Genomic DNA, 15,534 nt, shown 5'->3' on the forward strand with positions numbered 1-15,534 from the left:
CGGCGCGCGCCGCCACCCCGTCAGCGGGTCGGCCCGTCCCGGCCGCCAAGGGTCTCGGTCGCGATCCAGGAGAGGAAATCGGAATTGCCGCCGTCCACCGGCAGTTGCAGAATGCAGGGGCAGTCATAGCCATGCAGGCCGCGCAGCCGGGCGATGGCGGTTTCGGCCAGATCCGGGCGGGTCTTGAGGATCAGCACCGCCTCGGGATCCTCGCGCAGTTCGCCCTGCCAGCGATAGACCGACACCATCCCGTCGATGACGTTGCCGCAGGCGGCCAGCCCCTCCTCGACCAGGGTGCGGGCCAGCGCCAGGGCATCGTCGCGGCTGGCGGTGGTGACATAGAGCAGGCAGGCGTCCATCGTCCGGCTTCCCCACGTTCTGCGCGAAAAAAGCGGGGCAGGTCCACCCCTGCCCCGCACGAGTCTGGTGCGGTGGGCCCCGGAAGAGGAGAGATCGGTCGGCACCCCGCATTGCGGTATATAGGCAGTCCGCCCAACGATTGCGACCCCCCGCGCCGGAGCGCCTCACCCTGGCCCGGCCTCCAGCCGCGCCGCCAGCCAGGCGGCGGCCTCGTCATTGCCGCTGGCCACCGCCGGCGGCCGCGCCGGCTGGGCCAGCAGAAGGTCGAGCCAGTCCGCCAGCGGAGCGGGATCGGTCAGATCGACCGCCAGCGCCCGGGTGTGCGCCGCCAGCCAATCGTCGAGCGCCGGGCATTCCGGCCAGTCGGGGCGGGGCTGGTACAGCACCGGCACCCCGGCCAGCCCGGCCTCGGTGAAGGTGCCGTAGCCCGGCTTGGTCACCACCGCCGCCACCGAGGTCAGCAGGTCGGAGAAGGAGAGCCCGGCGGCACGCCAGTCGAGCAGATCGGCCCGGCCCGGCGGCACCGCCAGGGTGGTCAGCCAGCGCCAGCCGGGCAGCACCGGCCAGCGGGCGAGGTCAAGGTCGGCATCGATGCCGCCAAAGGCGATCAGCCCAACCCGCTCGCCCGAGGCCAGCCTGAGTGCCGCGGCCAGGGCGTCGGGCCGGGCGGTCCCGCCCAGGATCACCGGGCCGATGTCGCGCACCCGCGCCAGCGCCGGCATCGCCATCGCCGGGGTCACCCGCAGGAACAGTTCAGCCGAATCATAGGCCGCCACCAGCCGGGCCAGCACCGGCGCCAGCGCCGGCCGGTCGCCAAGATAGATCCGCACCATGTCGGCCCAGTTGAGCGAGGACAGCGCCACCGCCGGAATCCCGGCCCGGGCGGCGGCGGCCAGGGTCAGCGGCGGCACGTTGGCCAGCACCAGATCGGGCGCGGCGGCGGCCAGCCGGTCCGCCTCGGCGGCGACCAACTCATCCCAGCGCGCCGCCAGGGCAAGATAGGACTCGGCCGAGGCGTCGCGATCGACCCGGGTCGAGGAATGCATCCTGAGGCCGAAATCGGGGATGCCCTCGACCAAAGCGGCGGCGGCGCCATAGCGGCCGCGCAGGAACTCGACCGGCAGGCTGGTCTGCACCGTCAGGCGCAGACCGGGCAGGCGGCGGCGCAGCGCCGCGATCACCGGCGCGGTCATCGCCGCGTGGCCGTAGCCGTGCGGGCTGAGCGCCAGCCACAGATGGGGTGATGGCATCGCGCCGGATCCCTCCCGTTCGAATCGCCGGCCGGCAGCTTAGCCCGTCGTGTCCGGTCAGGCCAGCGGGGAGGCTCACCCGTGGGGTGAGCCTCGGGCTGCCGCCCTGGCCCGCCCGAGGCGATGCCTCGGACTCCCTTTGTTATTGATGATCAAAAGAAAAAAGGGGGTCCGGGGCATCGCCCCGGGCGGGGATCGGGGCGGCAGCCCCGAGAAAGCATCCGCCCGCCGCCCTCACGCCGGTTCCAGCGGACGGTAGCGCAGGGCCAGGCCGTCGCGGCCGGGTTCGATCCAGCCGAACCCGGCCGCGCCGAGATGCATGCCGGCGACCAGGGTATGGTCGGCGGCCAGCCGGTCGAGCAGCCGGGCGCGGGTGGCGACGGCCAGGACGGGATCCTGATCGAAGCGGATCGACACCGCCGGGCGGGGAATCTGGATCGCCGGGAAATGGACCAGATCACCCCACACCAGCAGGCTTTGCCCGCCGCCCTCGATCAGATAGCCGCCATGGCCGGCGGTATGACCGGGCAGCGGCACCGCCTCGAGGCCGGCAAACAGCGCGCCGGCCCCGATCGGGCGCAGCCGGGCCTGATAGGCGGCGAAGGCCTGCCGCGCCAGCCGGAACTGGCCGCGCTGGCGCTCGTCGGCGCGGGCGAGATGGGCCTCGTCCCGCCAGAACGCCAGTTCGGCGGCGGGAACCAGCAATTCGGCGCGGGGAAAGGCGGCGGTGCCATCGGCGTCGATCAGCCCGCCGACATGGTCGGGATGGGCATGGGTCAGCAGCACGGCATCGATGTCGGCGGGGGTCAGCCCGAGCCCCGCCAGACCGCCGGCCAGACCGCCGCAGCCCGGCCGCGCGGTGCCGGCGCCGGCATCGATCAGCAGGGCGCGGCCGCCGCCTTGCACCAGATAGGCGTTGAGATGGATCGAGCCGGGCGGAACCTGCCCAGCCGCCGCCTGCCGGTGGGCGGCCTCGTCCGGCGCGATGCCGGACAGCAAGTCGAGCCCGATGGCCAGGTCGCCGTCACCGATCGCGGTCAGGGTGAGATCGCCGATCCGGCAGTGGGGAAACGGGGAAACGGACATCGCCGGCACCTCCTGCGCGTTGGGGGGCCGCCCGCCGCGCGCGGTCGCGGCCGGGGCGGTGATCCGCAGCATAGCCGAAACCGCCGAACCGGCCGCACACCGAGAGATGGCGGCCGCCGTGACAGGGGCAAGAATTCGGGCTAACCTTTCGTCCAGGGAGAACCGGGACAGTCCCGGCACGCCATCCAGGCAACAAGGAGATCCGCAATGGACCTGTCTACCCGCTATCTCGGCCTCGAGCTCGGCTGTCCGCTGGTGGCCTCGGCCTCGCCGCTGGCGCTCGACCTCGGCAACCTGCGCCGGATGGAGGAGGCCGGCGCCGGCGCGGTGGTGCTGCCCTCGATCTTCCAGGAGGACATCGAGAACGACATCGAGGAGATGGAACGGCTGGTGGCCGAGAGCAATCCCGAGGCCAGCTCCTATTTCCCGGCCGGGGCCGCCACCAATGTCGGCCCCGAAGGCTATCTCGACCTGATCCGCCGCGCCCGCGCCGCGATCGACATCCCGGTGATCGCCAGCCTCAACGGCATCACCCGCGCCGGCTGGATCGACTATGCCAAGCAGATCGAGCAGGCCGGGGCGCACGCCCTCGAACTGAACATCTATTACCTGCCGACCGACCTCAGCCTCGACGGCGCCGAGGTCGAACAGCGCACCCTCGACATCCTGGTCGCGGTCAAGCAGGCGGTGTCGATCCCGGTCGCGGTCAAGCTCAGCCCCTATTTCAGTTCGGTCGGGCGGATGATCCAGCGGCTCGATCAGGCCGGCGCCGACGGGGTGGTGCTGTTCAACCGCTTCTACCAGCCCGACATCGACCTCGACGATCTCAGCCTGCTGCGCGACCTCAAGCTCAGCAACCGCGCCGAGATCCGCCTGCCGCTGCTGTGGATCGGGGCGGTCGCCGGCCGGATCCAGGGCTCGATCGGGGCCAGCTCCGGGGTGCAGACCGCCGCCGAGGTGGTCAAGTACCTGTTCGCCGGCGCCGACGTGGTGATGACCACCTCCGCCCTGCTCCGCCACGGCATTTCCTACCTGAAGGTGCTGAAGGACGGGCTGATCGCCGACCTTGAGGCCCGCGGCGCCCAATCGGTCGGGTCGATCCGCGGCCATCTCCGCCGTGGCGCCACCGAGGATTCGATCGTCTACGACCGGGTCAATTACATCCGCATCCTGCGCGCCGGCGAACGGCACGATTAGCCGGCCAACCGGGTCAGGGCGCGGACATCAATCCTGCCCCGGCGCGGCGCAGCACCACCAGATCGGGCCGGGCGGCGAGGCGAAGCTGGATCTCCTCGCCGTCTCCGGGCCGGGCCCCGAGCGCCAGGGCGAAGCCGTAGCGGCCGTCCCCCTTGCCGGCGGCGACCAGATCGGCCCGTGTCTCGGGCTCGGGACGGCCGCGCCCGATCACTCGCGTCCCCACCACCGCCTCGACCTCGTAGCGCAATTGCGGCGCCTTCGGGCTCCACAACCAGCCGAACAGCGTGTTGTCGCGGATCAGGTCGAGATGGCCCTCGAAATCCCGCGGACCGAGCCCAGCCAGAACTTCGGCCTCGTCACCGAATAAAAACGGCTCGGCCCGGTTCCGGAAATGGCCGTCAATCAGGTCGCCATTGGACAAAGCGCGCAGCCGGGCGACCGTCCCGGCCAGGGCGTCGGCGATCTCGGGCCGACCGAGCCAGTCGAGATACTCGGCCAGGAAGGTATCCCACCGCCTCGGGCCGACCCCGCCGGCCAGGCAAGTCCCGCAGATCTGGCGCGAATAGACATCGTGACCGATTCCGCTGCGGATCGCCCGAAAGCCGGGGCCATTCCAGATCGCCGCGCCATCGGCAAGGGCGAGATTGCCGAGATTGGGGGCCGCGTTGACCCCGAAACAGCACGGCTTGACCCTGCCGTCTTGGCGGACATAAAGGGTGGTGAACGGTTCCAGACAGAAAAACGGCTGGGTCTGGTCCGGCCAGGGCATCGGCCGCAATTCCAAAACACCGCGAAGCTGGGCCGGCAACGGATCGGGCGGCAGCGCCGAGGCGCAGACCTGCTCCTTACGGCGCTCGGTCGGATGATAGCGCATGTGCGACAGGGCGGCGTCGACCTCCCCGAGATGGCGAACCCCCGCCTGTTCCGGCGGGCAGCCGGCGAGATAGGCCTCCCGCTCGGCCAGCCGCGCCTGATAGGCCGCCTCGTCCGCCACCCCGTCGGCGCGGTAGAGATGGTCCTCGAGCAGGATGCCGAAACTTTCGGTGATCCGCCGCGCCCGCTCGAGGATCGGATCGTCAACCCACGGGCGATAGATCGCCGCCAGACGGTGTACCAGCGGAATCGGCGTCGGCACGTCGGCGCCGTAGATCTGGACCGGACGGAGAAGGATCGAATCGACCCCGCAACCGGCCATCAGGGCGCAGAAGCTGTCGAACCTTTCGACATGATGGGTGAAGGCCAGCGAGTTGACGACCACCCGGGGAAAGGTCGCCCCTACCCGCGCCTTGGCGGCGTGGAGCCGGCGCAACCCGTCGATCAGCGCGGCGAAGCGCCCGCCGCGATAGACCGTCTCGTAGGTCTCGCGCGTTACCCCGGACAGGCTGACGGTAACCTGCCACACCCGCCGCGCCACCAGCGCGTCGCAGAATTCCGGAGTCAGGCAGGTACCGTTGGTGAAGAAATCGACCATGCAACCCTGCTCGGCACAATTGGCGAGCAAAGCAAGAAAATCGGGATTGAGGGTCGGCTCGCCGAAACCGAAACAATGCACCACCAGCGCCGCCCGCAGCAGGGGCGCCAGCGCCTCGGCATGACGGCGATAATCGAACATGCCGCGCTCGATCGCCTTGAATGCGATGATCCGATCGGGATTTGCAGGCGAAAACTCGCAGCACATAAGGCATTTCAGGTTGCAGACATTGGCCGCCTCAAGGAAGAGCCGGACCGGAAAGGCCGGCGCGTCGCGGCGGCCGGCGGCGAAATCGACCAGCGTGGCCAGATTGTCGAACTTGGCCCGCAACGGATCTTCCGGACCAACGCCAAAATCCAACATCGCCCCCCCTTCCCCGGCCGGGGCTGACCCGCCGGCCGAATTCCCCGCGCCAGGGCGGGCCGGCAGTGCCTGACCGGAAGGCCGGATCCTCATGCCCGGCCGGGCATGGTATCATGCGCGTCGGCAACCAAGGAGTTTCCCGTGGCCGGACCGGGTCCGTCCCCCGAGCAGCAGGCCGATTATCTGGTACGCAAGCTCGAACAGACCATCCGCGAACGCCGGGGCAGCGACGGGATGTCGTTCCGCAGTTGGCAGGCGATCGCCCGCGAGGAGATCGCCAACGCCCTACGCGACGCCGAGCGGCGCCGACGCGGCTGGGACCGGGTGGTGACCCGGCTGATCCTGACCACCGCCGCCACCCTGACCACCATCGGCTTCTGGGGAGCCCTGGTGGCGATCGATCGGGGCCGGAGCGGGCTGGGAGCGATCGTCGCCCTGGTCGCCGGTCTGGCGCTGCTGTTCGCCGCCAGCGACTGGGGCCTGGCCCGGCTGTCCGCCGCCCACGCCGACCGCCGCCGCCGCGAGCGCCTGAGCGCGATCGAGGATCTCGATCTGCGGATCAAACGGATGGAGGCCAATCTGCGGCGCAAGGCCGAGCAGTTGGAGGAGCAGGTCGAGGAAGCGGCGCGCCGCTGAGGCGGTCAGCCGGCGCGGGTCAGCGCCGTCCGCCACCAGTCGCGATGGTCGAGATACCAGCGCAGGGTACGGGCCAGCCCGGTGTCGAAATCGACCGAGGGGGTCCAGCCCAGCTCGCGCTCGATCTTGCCGCCATCGATCGCGTAGCGGAAATCGTGGCCGGGTCGGTCGGTGACATGGCGGATCAGCCCGGCATGGGGGCGGTGGGGCGAGTCCGGCAGGCTGTCGTCGAGCAGGCGGCACAGGGTATGCACCACCGCGAGGTTGCTGCGCTCGGCGCGGCCGCCGACATTGTATTTTTCGCCGGGACGGCCGCGACGGGCGATCGCCAGCAACGCGGCGGCGTGATCCTCGACATACAGCCAGTCGCGCACGTTGGCCCCCTGGCCATAGACCGGCAGCGGCTTGCCGGCCAGGGCGTTGACGATCATCAGCGGGATCAGCTTCTCCGGGAACTGGCGCGGACCGTAATTGTTGGAACAATTGCTGATCAGCACCGGCAGACCGTAGGTGTGGAACCACGCCCGCGCCAGATGGTCGGCCCCGGCCTTGCTGGCGGAATAAGGCGAGTTGGGGGCGTAGGGGCTGTCCTCGCGGAACCGGCCCTCGGCGCCGAGGCTGCCATAGACCTCGTCGGTCGAGACGTGGAGGAAACGGAACGCCGCCTGCTCCGCCGGGGCGAGACCGCGCCAATACTCCAGCGCCGCCGCCAGCAGCATGGCGGTGCCGACCAGATTCGACTGGACGAAGGCGGCCGGGCCGGCGATCGAGCGATCGACGTGGGTTTCGGCGGCGAGGTGCAGGATCAGGCCCGGCCGATGGGCGGCCAGGATCGCCGCCACCGCCCCGCCATCGCAGATGTCGGCCTGGACGAAGGCGAAGCGGGGATGGGGCCGCAACGCGTCAAGCGTCGCCGGATTGGCGGCGTAGGTCAGCTTGTCGAGGCAGACCACCCGGTCGTCGGTATGATCGAGCAGATGGTGGCAGACCGCCGACCCGATGAAACCGGCCCCGCCGGTGACCAGAATGCTCATCGCCCTCACCGCGCCAGATTGATCAGATAGCGGCCATACTCCGACTGCCGCAGCGGCTCGGCCAGCCGCAGCAGCTGCGCCTGATCGATCCAGCCCCGGCTGAAGGCGATCTCCTCCGGGCAGCCGACCTGAAGATTCTGCCGCTCGACCAGGGTGCGGACGAACTGACCGGCATCGAGCAGCGACCCCGGCGTACCGGTGTCGAACCAGCAGAACCCCCGCCCCAGCCGCTGCACCCGCAGCCGGCCGCGTTCGAGATAGGTCCGGTTGACGTCGGTGATCTCCAGTTCCCCCCGGGCCGAGGGTCGCAGCGCGCGGGCGATCTCGACCACCTCGGCATCGTAGAAATACAGCCCGGTCACCGCCCAGTGCGATTTGGGTGCGGCCGGCTTCTCCTCGATCGAGCGGGCCTGAAACGATTCGTCGAACTCGACCACGCCATAATGCCACGGCTCGCGCACCGAATAGCCGAAGATCACCCCGCCCTCTTCCAGCCCGGCGGCCTGACTGACCAGGGTGCTGAGGCCGACGCCATGGAAGATGTTGTCGCCCAGCACCAGGCAGCAGGGCGAACCGGCCAGAAAGGCCTCGCCGATCAGGAAGGCCTGGGCCAGCCCGTCGGGCGAGGGCTGGGCGGCATATTCGATCGACAGGCCCCATTGCCGGCCATCGCCGAGCAGGCGGCGGAACGAGTCCTGATCGGCGGGGGTGGTGATGATCAGGATCTCGCGGATTCCGGCCAGCATCAGGGTGCTGAGCGGGTAATAGATCATCGGTTTGTCGTAGACCGGCAGGATCTGCTTGCTGACCGAGAGGGTCAACGGATAGAGCCGGGTACCGCGCCCGCCGGCCAGGATGATGCCCTTCATGCCCAGGCCCCCGGACTCATGGTGGCGGTGGAGCCGACCGAACCGGGCCAAGACATCGTCAAGATCATGCTCGCACATCCCGAAACTCGAAACCGCCCCCCTGTCCGCGCCAACGGACCGAGTTTCGGCGGTCGAAACGCGCTTTCTTAGCGGAAATGGACCATTTGATGAAGTCCAGACATCTCTTCACACGAAAAAGGCGGAGGGGATCAACGCCTCCCCCGGCACGGTGTCGCCTGCGCGGCTCCGCGCCGAGGTGCCGGCGGACAGACGGGCTCACCCCGGATCGGCGCGCCCCGACAGACGGCGGATCACCGCCCGTGCCTCGGCCGGCGGACGCTGCTCGACCCGGCGGTAAAGACTGCCGTCCGCCGTCCGCCACATCAGGCCGCGATCGACCATCTCCCGCCGCAGCAGGGCATGGTCGCCGAAATGATGGCGGGCGGCCAGCAGGGCGTTGACCTCCTTTTCGGCAAAGCGGCGCCCGGCGGGGATCGCCGCCCACAGCGCCCACAGGCAGAGGACGCGCTGGCTGTCCTTGCCCGGCCAACGGATCAGCCGCCCCGCCGGATCGAACAGACGCAGCACCCGCTCGACCCGAACCAGATCGACCGGCTCCTCCTCCACCGGCGACACCGGTGGCCGGGCCAGCCGGTCGGCGGCGGCGGCCTGGGCGCGGAAATGCTGAAAATTGCGGAACCCGGCCGAGCGGCTCAGGATGTTGAGCAGGTCGACATGCCCAGGGAGCCCGTCACGGGAAGCCAGTTCGCGACCAAGCGAACGGGCCAGAGCGGAAATGTCGCCGATGGCGAAGGGAAAAATGGGTCGAGCCATGACTTGTCCTCGACGTGCCGTCCGCGATGGGAACAGTCGATGGTCGCTGGCTTTCGACCCGGCACGGGACAAGGGATTGCCTCGGGCGGAAGAGTGGCAGGTTTAGCTTCCCGCGCGGGACAGCGACGCCTCGGTGAACTGCCGACCGGGGGCAAGAATGCGACGGCCCATCCCCGCCGTCAAGACGTTTCCCCCGGCATCGCCCAAGGTCGGACCGTGGGCGCCGCCCACACCCGCCAAGGGCCGGAGGCCCTTGGAACCCTTGAACTTTCCTTCGTGACGCCGATCATCACGACCGTGGTTGTGGCTTCACCCCGCCCTTGCGGCCCAGACGGAACCCGACCCGGTACAGATCGGGCATGTCGATCCGCTCGTCCTTCTTGGTCTCGATCAGACCCAGCCGTTGCAGGTCCTCGCGGATGCCGTCCCAGCCCCGCCCGGCATGCTGGGGAGGCAACCGGTCCGAGGGAATCGCCTGCGGGCCGGCGGGAAAGGCCGCTTGCCAACGGGCCAGAATGACCTCGCCCTCGCAGGGGACATTCAGTCCTTCGAGTGCAGACAAGACTTCGGGAACCCAGGGATAATCCTCGGCGATCTCGTTAACACGGATCTCTGAGGCCTTTTGGATGCCGCGTTTGATGCTCTCATAGTGCAGGGCATATTTGTAATTGTCATAACGTTCGCGAGAATCGTCCGCCGCCTGACGAATCGCCGCCAGGAACGAGCGGGGCGAGGTCTGCCCCCTGGCGTCGGACAAGTGGCCGACAGACCAGGTGTAGGGAACGCCTCGCCGCCTGTCCCGCCCCATCCAGGGGCCGGCGAGCGCCTCGAACGCCCGCCGTTGAGCGTCCGATTCCCGCTTCATTTCGGCCGGAAGCGGCTTCAACCGACCGATCTCCCCGGAAGGAAGAGCTGCCGCCGTGGCACAAACGGCGCGCAGGTACTCGCCATGCGTCCCCGGCGCATTGATCAGACGCTGCCACAACATCCCGTGCAGATCATGCCGAGCCCAGGTCAGTTCCGCCTTGGTCGCCAGCAGCTTCGACGCGTCGGGAAAGTTGAAGACGGTCCGCTCGGCCTGATCCTCCCGCAGGAACACCTTGGCCGCCAGGGTCGGGGCGGAGGATTTCAGCCACAACACCGCGTTCAGCAGCCCCCGGACGATCTGATCCATACGCTGCCAGTCTCTACTGGTACGGTCCAGGGCATCGAACAGGATCAGTCCGCGCCAGCTTCGCGCGGTCGCCATTAACCGGCTCGCCTCCTCCGGTTCCTCCTTCAGCCAACCGATGGTCGCGTCCCATTTATCGACCGGAATTGCCCGCCCCGCCCGTTCCGCCACCCAGCGCAGGATGACGGCGCGCCAGATGTCGTAGGGTTCCGCCCCCAGATCAAGCAGCCGGGCAAACAGATCTGCATTGGGGTAAGACTCGATCGCGTCGGTGTTGGCGAAACCGATCCGGATGTCGAGATCGTCAAGTTCGGGCACGGCGGTGCCGATCGCCGCACGGAGCGGTCCCGATTGCAGGGCCGCGGTCCAGAACGACTTGCCAACCCCGCGCCCGCCGACGACGACATGGGCATCGAGACGCAACGCCTTCAGATGCGAAAGCGGAAGGTAAAGCGTGCCCGGCTCGGGCGCCTCGCCGAAATTGCTGGTCTCCAGCGGTGCGGCCAGGATCGCGTTGCGGAGTGCCTGAACGTCAGTCATCGCGGGTCCCCTGCTCCAGATAGCTGTCCACGTTACGGATCAGCGCACCGAAAATGCCGTCCACCTCGCCTTGGTCGATCACGGCCAGCCGGCCGTGCAGCGAGCGTAGCGCGGCAAAGCCGCGATGCCACCGGATCGGCCAGGGGTGGTGGGGGGCGGACTCGTCCGCTGGATCGAAATGCCACAAATCCAGGGCGGGTTCTCCCGCCGGCAGGTCGTCATACAGGGTTTCCGCAAACAGTTTGTAGGCTTCATCCTGCAACCCGGCGAGATAATCGGCCGGATCGGTTTCCGGCACCAGTGCCGCGACGATCTGCAAACGGGTGCGGATCTCCGACGCCACCCCGGCCCGGGTCCAGTAATCGAACAGGATACGATAGCCGCTCCAGGTCTGCCGCCCTTCCAGCGCGAACAGCAGGACCAGATTGGCCCCCAGCCCCATCACGCAACTTGACGCCACCTCTTCGATGCCGGCGCGGGAATCGATTAGGACAATATCGGGACGGTAACGGGCCTCCAGGCCGTCGATCAGGCGTCTCAAACGAGCGGAGAAAGCTTCACGCCGCCCGTCGGGATGGATTTTCGGCATCCACACCCGCCCCAGCTTGGCGACATAATCCCCGGGGTCGCGACCATGCGCCGGCACCACCAGGATCTCGCCGTCATGAGAGAGATCACTGGTGGCAACCATCGACTCCAGGACCGTTTCGCCGTTATCGACCAGATCCTCGACCAGCCAGTCGGTGATACCGAACAGCGGCTGCTTTTCCTCCGGCAGCACCGTGGTGGAGAGCCCGGGCGATTCGAGATCAAGGTCGAGGACGAGAACCCGCTTGCTGTCCTGCGCGACCGCCCAGGCCAGCGCCGCCAGGGCGGTCGAGCGCCCGACCCCGCCCTTGATCGAAAAGAACACCACACGCGGCGCGCCGGTGCTTTCCGGGGTGAGTTCCAGCCAATTCCCTTCGGTAGCCAGACGATCGACCACGACAACGTTGTCAAACCCTTCCAGCCGAAAAGAGGTTCCCCCAGCCAGGGCGGCCTCGCGCTCGGGTTCGAACAGGATGGCGGAGGCAGCGGGATAGCCATGCCGCCCCAGCGTCTCGGCCAGATCCCCGGCAAGGCTCTCGATCCCGGACCGCACCTCGTCGTCCCCTTGTGCAGCCTCCGGCAGAATCAACCGGATCCGCCCGTTGAGGTCACGATTGACCAGCAACCAGTCGAGCCGCTCCACCCTTGACCGATAGGTTTCGAACCGACCCAGGATCTCGGGAAGAAGGCGATCGAAGGTGATCATATCAATCCGTCTCGCAGTGCCTGATGAACCAACGCGCGGACCTGGGAGGCGCCGGCTTTGTGATCACCGACCCGCCGGTTATCGAAATTGCTCCGAGGAGCGTAACGCTGACCAACATGCCAATCCGCGAACGGGTTTTCGGGCGGTAAAATGTAATTGGGGCCTGCCGGATGCCCACTCCTGTAGTTTTCGAAACGGCTCCATATTTTTTTGACATGTTCCGCATCGCGTGAATCGGCAGGGCGATCCTTGGCGGAATCATAAACCATCCCGAACGCCAGCATCAGCCGCTTCAGCCCGCATTCGGCGGCGACGCCGTAGAGGTGATCGGCATTGGCCAGCCGATTCTGCTGAAACAGCAATTCCGCATCCCCCCAATGGCGATGGTGGGCGTCGAGAAAATCACTTTGCATCAAATCCCCCGCGCAAAAAGTGCGGCCTCCCGAAATAACCCGCCGCCCCGATGCCCTCCAATCAATGGGATCCAAGGGCTTTGCGGCCCTTGGCGGGTGTGGGCGGAGCCCACATCATACCGCGTGGCCCGGTGACGTGACAAACCGGGAACGAACCGGCTAGTCTGCCGGCGATGATGACCGATCCGCAGATCGTGCTGCCGCCTGTGCCGGTGCTGATCGTCGGCTGGCGCGGCGCGATGGCGCTCGACCCCGACGGGGAATGCCGCGCCCTGTCGGCCGCCGACGCCGCCCGGCTGGCCCGCTGCGACCAGCCGATCGTCTGCCATGGCCCGGCGGTCGCCGCCCGGCTGCGCATCGAACGGTTCGAATGCCACGACCTGCTCGAACTGTTCGCCTTCGTCCGCCCGGCCCGCTTCTGTCTGCCCACCCCGCGCGGGCTGGCCGAGGCGGTCGGGCTGCCCCCGCCCCGCGATGCCGCCGACGAGGCGGAAACGCTGCGCCGCGCGGCGTGGCGGCTGCTCGAAACCCTGGCCGAGGCGGCGGCGCGGGCCCGGCCCCGCCCGCTCGGCGAGGTGCGCGGGCTGGCCTGGATGATGGCGCGCGGCGGCTGGGGGTGGGGCCGCGCCGTGCTGGCCGCGCTGGGCGGCGAGAACGAGGGCGGACGCGGTGCCGCCGCCGCCCGGGTATGGGAGCGTCTGCCCGAATGGAGCGACGGCCCGGCCGAGCCGCCCGCCACCAGCCTGCCGGTCAGCCCGGCCGAGGCCCGGGCGCGGCTGGCGAAGATGCTCGGCCCCGATGCCGAGCAGCGGCCGGCGCAGGCCGATTACGCCTCGGCGGTCAGTCAGGCCTTCCTGCCGCGCGAGGCCCCGGGCGAGCCGCATCTGGTGCTGGCCGAGGCCGGCACCGGCACCGGCAAGACGCTGGGCTACATCGCTCCCGCCAGCCTGTGGGCGGAAAAGAACGGCGCCCCGGTGTGGATCTCGACCCACACCCGCAACCTCCAGCGCCAGCTCGACGCCGAACTCGACCGGCTATTCCCCGACCCGGCCGAGAAGGCGCGCAAGGTGGTGATCCGCAAGGGGCGCGAGAATTATCTCTGCCTGCTGAATTACGAGGAGGCGGCGCGTCAGGACCACCGCCGCGCCCCGGTGCCGGTCGGGCTGGTGGCGCGCTGGATCGGCGCCACCCGCGACGGCGACATGGTCGGCGGCGATTTCCCCGGCTGGCTGGCCGATCTGCTCGGCCGGTCGGCGACGCTCGGCCTGACCGACCGGCGCGGCGAGTGCGTGTTTTCCGCCTGCTTCCATTTCCGCAAATGCTTCATCGAGCGGGCGATCCGCCGCGCCCGCCGCGCCGAGATCGTCGTCGCCAACCACGCTTTGGTGATGATCCAGGCGGCGCTGGGCGGGCTCGACGATGCCTCGCTGCCGACCCGGCTGGTGTTCGACGAGGGGCATCACCTGTTCGACGTCGCCGATTCGGCCTTTTCCGCCCATCTGTCGGGCCAGGAGGGGGCGGAGATGCGGCGCTGGCTGCTCGGCCCCGAGGGCGACAGCGGGCGGTCGCGGGCGCGCGGACTGCGGCGCCGGGCCGAGGAACTGATCGGCGCCAGCGAGGAGGCCGCCGCCGCGCTGGAGACGGCGCTGGAGGCGGCCCGCGCCCTGCCCGGCCCGGGCTGGATCGCCCGGCTCGGCCTCGACGAGCCGCAGGGGCCGGCCGAGACCTTCCTCGCTTTGGTGCGGCGACAGGTGCTGGCCCGTGCCGCCGGGGCGGATTCGCCCTACAGCCTGGAATGCGCGGTGGCCCCGCCGGCCGAGGGGCTGGGCGCCGCCGCCGCCGGGCTCGCCGCCGCGCTGGAACGGCTGGAAAAGCCGCTGAAGGATCTGTCGCGGGCGCTCGACGACCTGCTCGACGACGAGGCGGCCGAACTCGACAGCGCCACCCGGGGCCGGATCGAGGCGATCGTGCGCGGCATCAGCCATCGCGCCTTGCTGCCGCTCGGGGTCTGGCGCGACATGCTGGCCGAAATCGGCACCCCAAACGCCCCGCCCGACGCGAAAGGCCCGGGGGGCGCGGAGGGCCCGGCGGAAAATGCCGCCCCGCCCGCGCCGGCCGAACCGCCGCGCATGTTCGACTGGCTGGCGCTCGACCGCCTCGACGGGCGCGAGACCGATGTCGGCCTGCATCGCCACTGGATCGATCCGGCGGTGCCGTTCGCCCGCGCGGTGATGGCCCCGGCCCATGGGGTGGTGATCACCTCCGCCACCCTGCGCGACGGTTCGGGCCAGCCCGAGGCCGACTGGCATGCCGCCGAACTGCGCACCGGCGGCATCCACCTGCCCGCCCCGCCGCTGCGGGCGGCGGTGGCCTCGCCGTTCGATTACCCGGCCCAGACCCGGGTGCTGATCGTCACCGACGTGCGCAAGGACGCGATGGATCAGGTCGCCGCCGCCTATCGCGAGCTGTTCCTCGCCGCCGCCGGCGGCGCGCTTGGGCTGTTCACCGCGATCTCCCGCCTGCGCGAGGTCCATCGCCGCATCGCCGCGCCGCTGGAGGATGCCGGCCTGCCGCTGCTGGCCCAGCATGTCGATGGGATGGATCCCGCCACCCTGGTCGAGATCTTCCGCGCCGAGGAGCATTCCTGTCTGCTCGGCACCGATGCCCTGCGCGACGGGGTCGATGTGCCCGGCCGCGCCCTGCGGCTGATCGTGTTCGACCGGGTGCCGTGGCCGCGCCCCGATCTGCTCCACCGCGCCCGGCGCGACCGCTTCGGCGGCCGCTTCTACGACGACCGCATCACCCGCCTGCGCCTCAAGCAGGCGTTCGGCCGCCTGGTCCGCCGCGCCGGGGATCATGGGGTGTTCGTGCTGCTCGATCCGATGATGCCGTCGCGGCTGTTCGGCGCCTTCCCGCCCGGGGTGGTGCCGCGCCGGCTCGGCCTCGCCGAGGCGGTGCGCGAAACCGCCGCCGCCCTCGATACCTAAGTCTTGCCCAACTCCCAGTTTATGACTAT

At 69.4% G+C, this 15,534-nt stretch carries 13 protein-coding genes; 3 read left to right on the forward strand and 10 right to left on the reverse strand.

The genetic code is table 11. The features are described 5' to 3' along the window. Window positions 1-20: 20 nt before the first annotated feature. The 3 genes from cutA to ACFSNB_RS06595 all read right to left on the reverse strand — a co-directional run bounded on the left by cutA (window position 21) and on the right by ACFSNB_RS06595 (window position 2,696). Window positions 21-359, reverse strand: a complete 339-nt coding sequence (cutA, locus tag ACFSNB_RS06585; protein WP_377315239.1) for a divalent-cation tolerance protein CutA — start codon at window positions 357-359, stop codon at window positions 21-23. Between the two features lie 165 nt (window positions 360-524). Next, complete coding sequence (locus ACFSNB_RS06590; protein ID WP_377315240.1) at window positions 525-1,610, reverse strand: hypothetical protein; 1,086 nt, start codon at window positions 1,608-1,610, stop codon at window positions 525-527. Window positions 1,611-1,844: 234 nt separating this feature from the next. Next, a complete protein-coding gene (locus ACFSNB_RS06595) occupies window positions 1,845-2,696 on the reverse strand; it encodes an MBL fold metallo-hydrolase (RefSeq protein ID WP_377315241.1) in 852 nt (283 codons plus the stop codon). 207 nt (window positions 2,697-2,903) lie between these two features. Here ACFSNB_RS06595 and ACFSNB_RS06600 point away from each other — a divergent pair, with 207 nt between their 5' ends. Then, the gene (locus ACFSNB_RS06600; protein ID WP_377315242.1) at window positions 2,904-3,893 is read left to right on the forward strand and encodes a dihydroorotate dehydrogenase-like protein; all 990 of its coding nucleotides are present in this window, start codon (window positions 2,904-2,906) and stop codon (window positions 3,891-3,893) included. A gap of 13 nt (window positions 3,894-3,906) precedes the next feature. On the opposite strand, the gene ACFSNB_RS06605 is transcribed toward ACFSNB_RS06600, so the two are convergent. Then, on the reverse strand, window positions 3,907-5,727 hold the full coding sequence (locus ACFSNB_RS06605; RefSeq protein WP_377315243.1) for a radical SAM/SPASM domain-containing protein: 1,821 nt from the start codon (window positions 5,725-5,727) through the stop codon (window positions 3,907-3,909). A gap of 141 nt (window positions 5,728-5,868) precedes the next feature. Between ACFSNB_RS06605 and ACFSNB_RS06610 the strand changes: the two genes are divergently transcribed. Next, the gene (locus ACFSNB_RS06610) at window positions 5,869-6,363 is read left to right on the forward strand and encodes a hypothetical protein (RefSeq protein WP_377315244.1); all 495 of its coding nucleotides are present in this window, start codon (window positions 5,869-5,871) and stop codon (window positions 6,361-6,363) included. Window positions 6,364-6,368: 5 nt separating this feature from the next. Here ACFSNB_RS06610 and rfbB read toward each other — a convergent pair whose 3' ends face one another. The 6 genes from rfbB to ACFSNB_RS06640 form a co-directional block, all read right to left on the reverse strand. Then, window positions 6,369-7,397 carry a dTDP-glucose 4,6-dehydratase gene (gene rfbB / locus ACFSNB_RS06615; protein WP_377315245.1) on the reverse strand — a complete coding sequence of 343 codons (1,029 nt, stop codon included), beginning with the start codon at window positions 7,395-7,397 and terminating at the stop codon, window positions 6,369-6,371. 5 nt (window positions 7,398-7,402) lie between these two features. Next, window positions 7,403-8,266 carry a glucose-1-phosphate thymidylyltransferase RfbA gene (gene rfbA, locus ACFSNB_RS06620; RefSeq protein WP_377315246.1) on the reverse strand — a complete coding sequence of 288 codons (864 nt, stop codon included), beginning with the start codon at window positions 8,264-8,266 and terminating at the stop codon, window positions 7,403-7,405. A gap of 276 nt (window positions 8,267-8,542) precedes the next feature. Next, window positions 8,543-9,100 carry a DUF2087 domain-containing protein gene (locus ACFSNB_RS06625; protein ID WP_377315247.1) on the reverse strand — a complete coding sequence of 186 codons (558 nt, stop codon included), beginning with the start codon at window positions 9,098-9,100 and terminating at the stop codon, window positions 8,543-8,545. A gap of 289 nt (window positions 9,101-9,389) precedes the next feature. Further along, on the reverse strand, window positions 9,390-10,811 hold the full coding sequence (locus ACFSNB_RS06630) for a hypothetical protein (RefSeq protein WP_377315248.1): 1,422 nt from the start codon (window positions 10,809-10,811) through the stop codon (window positions 9,390-9,392). Continuing rightward, a complete protein-coding gene (locus tag ACFSNB_RS06635) occupies window positions 10,804-12,105 on the reverse strand; it encodes a KGGVGR-motif variant AAA ATPase (protein WP_377315249.1) in 1,302 nt (433 codons plus the stop codon). The genes ACFSNB_RS06630 and ACFSNB_RS06635 overlap by 8 nt, the downstream gene beginning before the upstream one ends. Further along, complete coding sequence (locus ACFSNB_RS06640) at window positions 12,102-12,518, reverse strand: SAM-dependent methyltransferase (protein WP_377315250.1); 417 nt, start codon at window positions 12,516-12,518, stop codon at window positions 12,102-12,104. Before ACFSNB_RS06640 ends, ACFSNB_RS06635 begins: the two co-directional genes overlap by 4 nt. Window positions 12,519-12,691: 173 nt before the next feature. Here ACFSNB_RS06640 and ACFSNB_RS06645 point away from each other — a divergent pair, with 173 nt between their 5' ends. Then, on the forward strand, window positions 12,692-15,505 hold the full coding sequence (locus ACFSNB_RS06645; RefSeq protein ID WP_377315251.1) for an ATP-dependent DNA helicase: 2,814 nt from the start codon (window positions 12,692-12,694) through the stop codon (window positions 15,503-15,505). Window positions 15,506-15,534: the final 29 nt, after the last annotated feature.

It is taken from the genome of Phaeospirillum tilakii, from assembly GCF_042683125.1.
Taxonomy (GTDB): Bacteria; Pseudomonadota; Alphaproteobacteria; order Rhodospirillales; family Magnetospirillaceae; genus Phaeospirillum; species Phaeospirillum tilakii.